At 59.3% G+C, this 11,313-nt stretch carries 11 protein-coding genes; 6 read left to right on the plus strand and 5 right to left on the minus strand.

The features are described from left to right. Nucleotides 1–58: 58 nt before the first annotated feature. Complete coding sequence (locus BV034_RS19710; RefSeq protein ID WP_050028725.1) at nucleotides 59–634, plus strand: DJ-1/PfpI family protein; 576 nt, start codon at nucleotides 59–61, stop codon at nucleotides 632–634. Nucleotides 635–716: 82 nt separating this feature from the next. Here the strand turns inward: BV034_RS19710 and BV034_RS19715 are convergent, their stop codons facing one another. The 5 genes from BV034_RS19715 to BV034_RS19735 all read right to left on the minus strand — a co-directional run bounded on the left by BV034_RS19715 (nucleotide 717) and on the right by BV034_RS19735 (nucleotide 7,553). After that, a complete protein-coding gene (locus BV034_RS19715) occupies nucleotides 717–1,907 on the minus strand; it encodes an AI-2E family transporter (RefSeq protein WP_265593208.1) in 1,191 nt (396 codons plus the stop codon). 186 nt (nucleotides 1,908–2,093) lie between these two features. Continuing rightward, nucleotides 2,094–2,945, minus strand: a complete 852-nt coding sequence (locus BV034_RS19720; RefSeq protein WP_050028706.1) for a class I SAM-dependent methyltransferase — start codon at nucleotides 2,943–2,945, stop codon at nucleotides 2,094–2,096. A gap of 206 nt (nucleotides 2,946–3,151) precedes the next feature. Further along, nucleotides 3,152–3,715: a response regulator gene (locus BV034_RS19725; protein WP_050028707.1), complete on the minus strand. Its 564-nt coding sequence runs from the start codon at nucleotides 3,713–3,715 to the stop codon at nucleotides 3,152–3,154. Nucleotides 3,716–4,256: 541 nt separating this feature from the next. After that, on the minus strand, nucleotides 4,257–6,749 hold the full coding sequence (locus BV034_RS19730) for a bifunctional serine/threonine-protein kinase/formylglycine-generating enzyme family protein (RefSeq protein WP_050028708.1): 2,493 nt from the start codon (nucleotides 6,747–6,749) through the stop codon (nucleotides 4,257–4,259). Nucleotides 6,750–6,872: 123 nt separating this feature from the next. Beyond that, on the minus strand, nucleotides 6,873–7,553 hold the full coding sequence (locus BV034_RS19735; RefSeq protein WP_051946106.1) for a sigma-70 family RNA polymerase sigma factor: 681 nt from the start codon (nucleotides 7,551–7,553) through the stop codon (nucleotides 6,873–6,875). Between the two features lie 163 nt (nucleotides 7,554–7,716). Between BV034_RS19735 and BV034_RS36225 the strand changes: the two genes are divergently transcribed. The 5 genes from BV034_RS36225 to BV034_RS19760 all read left to right on the plus strand — a co-directional run bounded on the left by BV034_RS36225 (nucleotide 7,717) and on the right by BV034_RS19760 (nucleotide 11,272). Further along, the gene (locus BV034_RS36225) at nucleotides 7,717–8,136 is read left to right on the plus strand and encodes a hypothetical protein (RefSeq protein ID WP_265593209.1); all 420 of its coding nucleotides are present in this window, start codon (nucleotides 7,717–7,719) and stop codon (nucleotides 8,134–8,136) included. Between the two features lie 37 nt (nucleotides 8,137–8,173). After that, nucleotides 8,174–8,812: a phosphoribosylanthranilate isomerase gene (locus BV034_RS19745; protein ID WP_265593210.1), complete on the plus strand. Its 639-nt coding sequence runs from the start codon at nucleotides 8,174–8,176 to the stop codon at nucleotides 8,810–8,812. 182 nt (nucleotides 8,813–8,994) lie between these two features. After that, a complete protein-coding gene (locus BV034_RS19750; RefSeq protein ID WP_050028712.1) occupies nucleotides 8,995–10,341 on the plus strand; it encodes a DUF1080 domain-containing protein in 1,347 nt (448 codons plus the stop codon). 154 nt (nucleotides 10,342–10,495) lie between these two features. After that, nucleotides 10,496–10,774 (plus strand): DUF4404 family protein, encoded by a 279-nt coding sequence (locus BV034_RS19755; protein ID WP_050028713.1) that lies wholly within the window; start codon nucleotides 10,496–10,498, stop codon nucleotides 10,772–10,774. A 105-nt stretch (nucleotides 10,775–10,879) separates the two neighbouring features. Further along, complete coding sequence (locus tag BV034_RS19760; protein ID WP_050028714.1) at nucleotides 10,880–11,272, plus strand: DUF1294 domain-containing protein; 393 nt, start codon at nucleotides 10,880–10,882, stop codon at nucleotides 11,270–11,272. Nucleotides 11,273–11,313: the final 41 nt, after the last annotated feature.

Raw genomic sequence — 11,313 nt, forward strand, 5'->3', positions numbered from 1 at the left:
TCCTCCCTGCCATCATACCGGCGCGCAAGAACACAACCTACCCTTCCGCTCCCTCACCATGGAAAAAGTTCTCATCATTATCGGCGACGCCACAGAAACGGTGGACACCCTCTACCCCTTCTACCGCCTGATCGAAGGCGGCTACCAACCCGTCGTCGCAGCCCACGAAAAGCGGCGCTACCAGATGGTGATGCATGAGGTGAAGCCTGGCTGGACCATCACCAAGGAATGGGAGGGCTACACCATCAATGCCGACGTGACCTTTGTCGAAATCAAGGCCGAGGAGTACGCCGGCATCTTCTTCAGCGGCGGTCGCGCCCCGGAATACATCCGTGAGGACCGGGATCTGCTGAAGGTCACCAAGTACTTCTTTGAGAAGAACCTGCCCATCGCCAGTGTCTGCCACGGCGTGGAGATTCCCGCCCGGGCCGACTGCGTTCGCGGTCGCCGCATGGCCACCGTGCCCAAGTGCCAGTTCGACCTGGAAGTCTGTGGCGGCATCTTCGTCAACGAAGCCTGCGTGGTGGATGGCAACCTCGTGAGCGGGCGCACCTTCCATGACCACGGCTACTACATGGGTGCCTGGATGAAGCTGCTGGATGAGGAACGCGCCCGTCGCCAGGCGGCCGCGTAGTCCGACACCCAATCACAGGGACCTCTCTCCCGCCAGCCGGCAGAACATTCTGCCGGCTTTTTTGTGCACGGCCAACCCTCGATCAGCGAGTGCGGTTGATGCTCTCCACACGCGTGCGCGGGATGTTTGCCGGAGGCTCTGTGGCGGCCCCGCCACCCATGGTGTCCTCGTCGTCTTCCAGTTCCGGGACTTCCAGCACCACTTCCCCATGGCGAACCTTCTTCTTGGCCATGGCCACGGAGATCCACCGAAACTCCTCAGTATTCTCCAGAATAACCTTCATCATCATGGTGAGCGGCACCGCCAGGAACATGCCCGCAGGCCCCCATAACCAACCCCAGAAGATGACGCTGAGTACAATGACCAGCCCGGAGATGCCAAAACGCCGCCCCATGAGCATGGGCTGCCAGAGGCTGTCCAGGCAGAAGTTGATGACCGCATAGCCAATGGCCACCCCTACCGCAGGACCCACGCCGTGCTGCACAAGCGCCTCAATGACCGCCGGGATGCCCGCCGCCGTGGAGCCCACAGCCGGGATGTAGTTGAAGGCAAACGCCAGGATGCCCCACAGCAAGGGGTACTTCAGATTGAAGCTCCAACAAAGGATGAAGGCCGCCACTCCGGTGGCGGCACTGATGAGCGTTTTGACTCCTAGATACTTCTGGATGTCCGTGGCAGATTGCAAGAGGACGGCAAGATTCGGCCCGCCCGCCTGCTCCACCACAGAGGCGCGACTCGTGGTGCCGGGAGCCTCCATGAGGATGAACATCATTACTACGAGGACGATGATCGTCGACCCCAGCCAGGTGGCCACCGTTCCGAAAGTGGTCCCCACCATGGAGGCGACGTTCTTCACCACATCCTGATTCGTCGCCAGCGAGATGATGGTGGGCACGTCAAAGACCTGATTGGCCGTATCCTTGGCCCCTTCCACACCGCGTTCTTCCAGCCAGGCACCCGTCTGATCCACGTAGGTCTTGAGTTTGTGGACATAACCAGGCACCTCACTCTGAAACTTGCGCAACAGGCTGGCTCCGGCATACACGGTGAGCCCAAGCGTAAGCACGATGGCCCCCACCGTGATAAAAAGCGCCACCATATGAGGCAGCTTCTTGGACATGAGCCAGTGCATGAGCGGAAAGCTCAACACGCTCAAGAAAAAGGCGACCACGATAGGCACGAGAAATCCCGCCCCGGCCTTCAGCCCGGCGATGACGACAATGACGCATGCCAGCGTCAGCAAAGCGCGTCCGGCCTTCATGGCGCGGGGCATGGGGGGATCAGCTTCGCGTTCTCTCATCTCCTGGGGATTGGGATATTTCTACTCTGACAAAACAATTGGGAACGATACAGAGCACGAGGACGAAAGCGATTAATCTCTGTGTCAGATACGCCCCCTTGGTCCGCGACGGTTCGACAACGGTCGCCATGAGGACGTTGAGCCCAGGGCAAGAAAGAGTCAGCGAGTCGGCTTCTCCGCCACGAACACCACGTAACGCATCGCTTTCGTGCGATAAGCCACCCAAATTCTCACCATGGTGATCGCAAAAATGCGGTTGTCATTGCGGGCATCAAGGAGAAACCGAAGGTAGCCCGGCCGCCGGATCAGCCCTACAACAAAGCGCCATGCGCAGATGGGCCAGGTACGGGAGACCTTCCGGGTCACATCCAGCCGCTCCTTCATGGCAAAGCCCGCTTGCTCCATCCATGCCACATAGTCTTCCTCAGTCCCCATCGCAGGAAGCCTGCCCTCACGACACACTGGCTCCACCAGATGCCGCACCTGCCAGGGCTTGAGCGCGTCCCCTGCCAGCCAAGCGCAAACCACCAACCGACCGCCGGGTTTCAAGACGCGAGCAGCTTCAGAAAACACCCTTGGTTTGTCCGCCATATGCTCCGTGCTCTCGATCGCCACCAAGGCATCAAAGGCTTCATCAGGACGCCGATTGCGCATCCAATCCTCCACCAAATACGAGGGATTCCCGGGCGTATGCGTGACCTCAGCGGCATAACACTGCTGGGCGGGAGAGACTGTCAATCCCGTGACCCGAGCCCCATACTCATCTGCCAGCAGGCGGGAAGTCCCACCATAGCCGCACCCCAGATCACATACTTCCGCCCCCGGCACCAGCGCTGCCTTGGCCGCTACCAGATGAGACATTGCCCGAACGGCCTCATCAGAGCTTTCCCTCCCCGTCTCCCACAAGCCATGGTGAACATGCTCCCCCCATATTTCGCGATAAAAACCGTCCAGCTGATCATAGTGCCGCGCCACGTCGTCCACAGAGATCGGCAGGGAGGATTCAACCATGGCAGTTCAATGGAGAAATGGATGACGCACGATACTGGGGCCTTGGTCAATATGCCCTCTTCTGCAATCGTGTGCACCAAGAACCAGACGGAAGTAATTTCATCCACATTCCGATCCGTCACAAAAACAACGGCCAGCCGGATTTCCCGACTGGCCGTTGCAAAAGTCAATCATCTAGGACGGCTTCTGCCGACCACGGGATCGGGTCAAAGACCGATCTCAGCGCCCTTGTGGCCGAGCTGCTTCACAGCCTTGTTGAGCTGATCGAACTCGATGGGCTTCTTGATCACGGTGACTGGCCCCGTCGACAGGATCTTGCTGAGAATCTCACTGTCAGGGTAACCGGTAATCACCACAATAGGGAGGTCCGGATGGATGTCCTTCAGCTGGATGTAAACTTCATCTCCAGGAATGTCAGGGAGCTTGAGGTCGAGGAACACGAAGTCAAACTTCTGTTTCTTGGCCAGAGAGATGGCTTCAGCACCAGAGCCGACGACAAGACGACCGAAGCCGGCCTTCTTGAGGAACTGCTTGAACAGCGCCTGCAAAGCAGGGTCATCATCCACGACCAACACAGTTGGCTGACCCGACTCCTCTTCCTTGCGAAGCACATCACGGTCAAGCAGGCTGCGCTTGATGCGCCAACGTCCTCCGATCTGCACAGCGGGAAGCTGGCCCCGTTGCACGAGGTAATAGACGGTCGGAAGAGGAATCCGCAGATACTCCGCGGTTTCCTTGACCGTCATCAATTCGGGTGAGGTTTCAGCCATAGTGTTCAAGAGAAAGGGTGGATGGAGATTGAGAAATCGTGTCGTAGGAATGAGCAGGAAAATCTGCGCTTCTGGTTAGCAGCGATGTGACACACAATTACTATAAGTTCAAAAAAATGACAAGGAGAAACTGCCCGGAATACTGAGAAAATTAAGGTTAAGTGGAATTAAGCATCAAATTTGCGAGTCATTACTGATCTCATTACACGATCGAGGAATGTGACAAAACCGCAATTCTCATGCAAGCGCGACGGGATTGGGACAATTTTCTCCAATGGCAAGAATAATCATTTGGCTCTCCAGATAACTTGGACAACAAAGAAGAGGCGTTGTTCTAGTTTCTCTCATTTGAGAGCACACATCCCTAGGAGAGCCCCATCCACCTTTCGAACTACGAGAAGGCCTGAAAATTTTAGGCCTGATAGAAGCGTCTTTCAGCCACCACTGCCTTCGAGGGCTCCGTCTGGCCGGATTGCGTTGCGCATTCCATTCCGGCAGACTGACAGAGAGACTCACCAGGATTCACAGCTTGGCTGCGAAACTACTCATCCATTCGGGCGAGGACTCCATTCTCTCCCAGAACCAGGCGGAACCCGATTTCATCATTGCGAGTGCCGGTGGGCATGGGTCGCCGATAAGAAGCCAGCAATTCTTCCCGCTCGCGAGTACGCCAGCTGCCGCCACGCACCACGCCCATACGCTGCTGCTTGGGCTCAGGCCCGCCAAAGTCTTCCGCTACCCATTCCCAGACGTTACCCGAAAGGTCTCTGAGGCCGGTGCGCGCATCCGGCGTGAAGGAGCCTGCCGGGGCGAGCCCGACGAAGCCATCATTCAGCCCCGGGATGCCATTCTTCTGTTTGGCGTCATCTGCCGCACTCTGGTCCCAGAGGTTGCCCGGCACAACTGGCGGCACCCAGATGAACCCCCAAGGATAGAACCCCTCGATCCGGCGATTGCGATCTGCCGGAGTATCGCCGCGCTCTCGAGGCAGCCCGGCGGCCATGCTCCACTCATCGTCTGTAGGCAGTCGGTAGCTTTGATTCTCCTCCAGCAGCCCCTTGGCCTGCTCGGTGCGGGTGAGCCACCTGGCATAGTGAATGGCATCCTCCCGGCTGACAAAGGTCATGGGCAGGGTGCTGTCCTCCGCCGGGTCAATTGGCGGTGGATTGGTGATGGGGACGGATCGCAGATAGCTGGCGTAGTCCGCCCTGCGAATCTCCGTGGCGGACATGAGGACCGCTCCCAGTGGGACGAAATCCATGCCCAGAGAGTTCTTCCACTTACGACCGAATGCCACCGCGTCGGTGGGCTTCATCTTGGCCGTCAGCGTGAGCAGCTTGCCCTCCTCCACCTTGCCTTTTAGGATCTCCCGTTTGTAGCCAGGCAGGCTCATCACAAATGAGGCCTCCCCCACCCGCATCCGCGAGAGGGACAACGGGGTGGTGCCGAGCACTTCGCCGTTGTTGATGACCTCAGCATGAGGTGGCAGGCTCTCCACCAGTACCTGGCCGAATTGCAGCTTCTCCAGCGAGAGACGCATGGCAAACCAGTTCTTCTGCGAGCCCGGGCTGCGCTTGAGCGTGGTGTCTGGCCGCCAGCCGTACTCCATGTCCAAGCCAAGAGCACCAGCCGCGCGGTCTTGATCGGTCAACCAGTTGCAGAATCCAGTCGCATCTGCCCGGGGTACCACCACGGAGTATTCAGGTTTGCCCCCCTTCTGGAAGCTGGGCACCACCTCGCCTTCAAAGGACTGCATGGTGGACTCCAGGAACTGATTGAACAGTTCTAGAGTGACGGGCCGGTCCGCCACGTGGCGATCCTTCTGCCAGGTGAAGCGCATGTCGAAGCTGTTGAGCCACATGCGCCCCGGATTGGGCAGCTTGGCCTGGGCGATCTCCTCTGGGGTGAGTTTCTTCGCCTCGGGGGCCTGAATCTGGTAGCTCCAGGCAGTCTCCCGCTGCACCACGGCGAGCAACGCCCCGCTCAACACGGAGCCCACCGCCAGATGCCAGGTGGCATTCACCAAGCGTCGGGAAAGGGGCACGGGACGAGGCACACCCACCATGCGCAATGCGGCGGCAAAGTCAGCAGAGCTGGCGTAGCGTTCCTTGAGACTGGGTGCACAAGCCCGGCAGATGACGGTGTTCCACTCCCGCCACAAGTTCCACTCTGCCGCCCCCAGATCCTCCGGCACCTCCGGGAACTCCATACGATCCTTCCCGGAACTGATCTCATAGAGCACCTTGCCCAGACTATAGATATCAGAAGCGAACGTGCCAGGGCCCTCCGGGGGCACAAATCCCTCTGTGCCGACGTAGGAACGCTCCCCGTGGACAGCGACCAGGCCGATATCCGCGAGCTTCCAGGCTCCCTTTACATAGATGATGTTGGACGGCTTGATGTCCCGGTGGGTCAAGCCATGGCTGTGCATGTAGCCAAGGGCGTCCGCGAGGAAAATCCCGGTCTCCTTGCACTCCTGGAGGCCGATACGACCCCGGTTTCGAAAGTCCGTGGTGAGCGTGCGTGGCACGTACGTGGTGATATCGACATCACGCCCACTCTGGGCGTCATCAGCCAGCTCCATCACGTAGTAATAGAAACCGTTGGCGTCATTCCAGCCCACATGAAGGACGTTCACCAGTCCAGGATGACCGCGGGAGATGGGTTCAAACTGCTGAATCCCCTCAAACTCACGCCGGAAGGTCTTTTCGTATTCGAAATCCTCCCGCCAGACGATCTTCACGGCGCGGAGAGCACCGGTGATGGCCTGAGCAAGCCACACCTCCCCGTAGGCTCCAGACCCGATGCGCCGGATCAGCTTGAAGTCGGGAATTGGGATGTCGTTGTCCCGAGTGCTGACGGGCTCCTCGGGAGGGATGCGGGTATCCGCCTTTACCTGGCCGCGAGGCTCGATCTTCACTCCCTGCTTCACGTCGCCCGGCGGCGGTGGCAGGGCCGAAGCGCGACCACCCTTCTCCGATGACTTGTCGCCAGCGTTGGGGGTCGGGGCTTTGGGCTCGTCAGGGGCGGGCATTGATTGCAGCAAACCTAGCAAGGATGATCCCTACCATCCAGTGAACGATGCAAGAAAAAAGACGGCAGCACCTGAACCGCCCCGTCGATCCGGGAAAAGATCCTCACGCCAACCACAGAATGCCTAGAGCATCGTGGATTCCAGAGCCTGAACCTCTTTTTTGACCAGCGCACCGACTCGGTGCTTGGCGAGATAAACTTGGGCAGCGTTGATACCCAGCACCTCAGAGGTCTTCTTCACCCCCCAGCCCTTGAGCACGTAACAGTCAAAAATTTGATACTGACGGGGGGAGACACGGGACTTCACCCGCTCCAGGGCAGCGGAGGTGATGTTGTCGCGCCACTCCTTGTCCCATACCTTTTCCAGAATGTTGTCCTTCTCGTGGCTGAGGCGCTCCATGGCCAGATCGGCGCTGTCGGAGCTCTCGTTTCCCTGATCGGCCAGGGACGGCTGGCGCTTGCGAGCGCGAAAGACGTCCAGAATGCGCCAGCGGGTCATCTGCAGGAGCCAGGCCTTGAAAGACCCTGCGCGGGGGTCGTACTGCCCCTTTTTCACCTGCCGGGCAATGGCGAGCGTGGTTTCCTGCACCACGTCAAAGGCCTCTTCACGTGTGAGGCCGGACTTCGTTGCCACGCTGAAAATGAGACGCCAGTAGGTCTGGTAGAACTCGTCCCAGACCTTGTGGTCTTCCCAGTTATCGAGCTTCTCGATCAGGCTCTTACGAGTCTTCTCACAGAGGGCGCGTTGCTTCCGCTCGTCAGTGCTGGGTCTTGCGTTGCTCAAATCAAGGGTGCTGCGCGCCATGACTGGCAGTTTCGGAAACGCTACAGGGGAACGCAAGAGGAAAATGGGACCCATGCGTCATTCTCTGTGCAGAATCGGTCGTCATAGAGAGGTACGTACAAAACTGCCTGAGGGAGTCCGTCTGGACTGGATTTTGCCAGAACCCCCATACATCATGCGTCCCATGCCTGAGCCGACCCCCCTCCGCGTGCTGGTAGCTGATGAGAGCCTGCCCAACCGGCGCCTCATCCGGGAACTGCTAACCGCTTTCTGCGCCTGCGAGGTGGACGACGCCGCCAGCGGAGAGCATGCGTTTGAGCGGATCACCCAGCGGGAGTACGCTCTCTTTTTGGTGGCTTTCACCCTCCCCGACATCAATGGAGCCTTGCTGGACCGGATGATCGCCAGGGTATACTCCCGCTGCCACCCGGCAATCTTGTCGGCACCACCCGTGATTTTTCTCATTCGGCCGGACGAGAGCGCGGAATTCCAAGCTGTGAAACGCGATGCCCGGGTGCGGGGTGCAGTACCCCTGCCCCTGAGTCTGGACGTACTCATGCAAGTAGCAGGCCCACTCCTCCCTCCCAGAGGCCCCGCGCTCTGAGCCAATCACACTTTACCCTTTCTTACCTTACCATTCCGTGCCTTCCACGTTGATCAAAATTTGCGGTGTCACCCAGCCCGATCAGGCCCGGGAGATTGCCGCCATGGGTGCTGACTTCATCGGCATCAACTTCTGGCCAAAGTCGAAACGTTACCTGCCTCTCGCGGCAGCAAGCTGGCTGGCGGAGGTCCCCCGGACCTCCCGGCTCGTGGGAGTGTTTGTGAACCCGGACCTGAGCTATCTCGAGGAAGTGGTGGAATTGAACGTGCTCTCTGCGCTGCAGTTGCACGGCGATGAGACGCCGGAGTTCTGCGCGGAAGCGCAGCTACTGGGCCTGCCGGTGATCAAGGCATTTCAGGTGCAGGATGAAGCCATGCTGGCCCCGATCAGCCAGCATCCTCTGCAGGACATCTTGCTGGATGCCTACCACCCGCAGGAACGGGGCGGACTGGGCCACACTTTTCCGTGGGAACTGGCCACGCTGTTCCAGCAACGCCATCCCCACCACCGGCTCTACCTGGCGGGCGGCCTCACTCCAGAGAATGTGGCTACGGCGGTAAGCGGCCTGCACCCCTATGCCGTCGATGTGGCGAGCGGCGTGGAGAGCGGCACACCGGGCGTGAAGGATCTGGCCAAGGTGCAAGCCTTCATCAATGCCGTCCGCAGTGCCCCGTGAGCATTCGATCTCGCGCGGCAGAAAAGTTCAACATTTTGCGTTACGCATCGCCATGGAGGGACATTGGCTGATGGGTCTTGTCGTGTTCTGATACTTTTGTGATCAGTGATGCACGAGATTGCTGAAACACCATTTATCACATTCCGTATTTGTTCCCGATACCCTTGTTTCATCATCCCAACATGAAATTGCTCCCCGCCCTCACCACCCTGCTGTTTGTCGCCGGCTCCGCCTTTGCCGGCGCTCCTCCGGCTGGATTCAAGTCGCTGTTCAATGAAAAGGATCTCACCGGATGGCGCGGTGGCAGCACCTTTGACCATCGCAAGCTGCTGGAAATGCCGGAAGATGCCCGAGCAGCCCAGATCGCCAAGTGGACGACCACGATGACCGCGAAGAGCGACAAGACTGGCAAGCCCCACTGGTATGTGGAAGGCGAAGAACTGGTCAACGACGGATTTGGTGACTACGCCACCACGGAGAAGGACTACGGCGACTTTGAGCTGCTGGTGGAATACAAAACCGTTCCCAAAGCAGACAGCGGGATCTACCTGCGCGGCGTGCCCCAAGTGCAGATCTGGGACTCGACCGAGAACGATGAGAAGGCCGTGCAACTGGGCAAGCCCAAGGGCTCCGGCGGACTCTGGAACAACGCGGCGACCGCACCCGGACGGGATCCGCTGGTGAAGGCGGACAAGGCCTTCGGCGAGTGGAACAAGTTCCGCATCGTGATGGTGGGCAGCCGCGTGAGCGTCTGGCTCAACGACCAGCTCGTGGTGGACCACGCCATCCTGGAAAACTACTACGACAAGAAACTCCCTGCTGACCAGCAACGCCCGGTGCCCGCCAAGGGCCCCATCCAGCTCCAGACCCACGGCGGAGAGATCCGCTGGCGCAACATTTTCCTCCGTGAGATCGGCGCTGAAGAAGGCAACAAGATCCTCTCCAGCAAGGGTGGCGCAGGCTTCAAGTCCGCCTTCAACGGCAAGGATTTCACCGGATGGGCAGGCCCGGTGGAGAACTATGAAGTGGTGAGTGGCGCCATCCGCTGCAAGGAGAAGAAAGGTGGCACCATCTACTTCAACGAGGACCTGAAGGATTTCCAAGCCCGTCTTGAGTACAATGTGCCCCCTGGCGGCAACAATGGCCTGGCCATCCGCTACCCCGGCGAAGGCAACACCGCCTACGTGGGCATGACGGAACTCCAAGTGCTGGACAATGACGCCCCCAAATACGCCAAACTGGACGTGCGTCAGTTCCACGGTAGCGTCTACGGCATGGTGGCCGCCCAGCGTGGCTACACCCGCCCGGCTGGCACTTGGAACTTTGAGGAAGTGACCGTGAAGGGATCTACGATCACCGTAGAACTGAATGGCACCGTGATCCTCAACGCCGACCTGAGCAAGGTGGACATGAGCACCGTGATGGCCAACTCCGCCCACCCCGGAAAAGACCGTACCAACGGGTTCTTCGGCTTCGCCGGTCACAGCGATCCGGTGAGCTTCCGGGAGATCAGCCTCAAGAAGCTGTGATACTCTCATAGCAGACAGACTCTCTCTGGCGGCCCCTCATCGGGCCGCCTTTTTTGTTTCCACCGGGAACTGATCGCGCGAGTGACACATCGTTTGCATGACTGAAGTGCCATATTTCCTTGTCTCCACCGCTCCCCCTCGTTAACCTAGATTCATGATCGAAAACCTTCTGGCCGAACTTCGCAAGCAGGTGGAGCGCGCCGACAACCTCCCCGAGGAAACGCGTGCCGATCTCCTAGAACACGTGGAAGCCATGGAGGCCAGCCACGCCAACATCGCACTGGAAGAGCCCGATGACAGTGCTGCCCCGGCAGAAGAGCCTCAAGGCATCGACCGCCTGGTCTCCTCGGTTGAGGAACTTGAGGCGTCACACCCCGAGATCACCGCAACGGTGAACCGGATCGCGACCGTTCTGGGGAACATGGGGATCTGAAGCCTGCTTCGCGCAGGCACCAGGCTGGAGGACGGCAGACTCCAGACCCGAAGACATCAGGCTGAAGGCCTTGCATCTTGAGAAACCGGGGCTATGCGGTGCCAGATGCCACCGCTTTCCACCAGCCCCCTCACCCTCCGCCAGTGGGGTCTGCTCGCCGGGCTGCTTCTTCTGCCGGTGCTCATGATTGCCCTGGCCATGCCTCGCCCATGGGTGGCGGCCAGCTACTTCCTCACCATGAGCGTGGCGTCCTACGGGCTTTTTGCTTATGACAAGCAGCGCGCCCAGGCCGGCAAGTGGCGCATTCCGGAGTCCCGGCTTCACTTGTTCTCCCTGCTGGGTGGCTGGCCCGGTGCCTACCTGGCGCAGAGACGTTTTCGCCACAAGACGGCCAAGACCTTCTTTCAAGCCGTCTTTTGGATCATTGTTGTGGGCTATCAGGCCGTCGCCGTCGATGGCCTGCTGGGCTGGCCACTGCTGGGAGCGATGGGAAGGTAGGAAACAACAAAGAGTGGTGAACTCGTTGCAGCCCTACCCTG

This window comes from Verrucomicrobium sp. BvORR034 (assembly GCF_000739635.1).
Taxonomy (GTDB): Bacteria; Verrucomicrobiota; Verrucomicrobiia; order Verrucomicrobiales; family Verrucomicrobiaceae; genus Verrucomicrobium.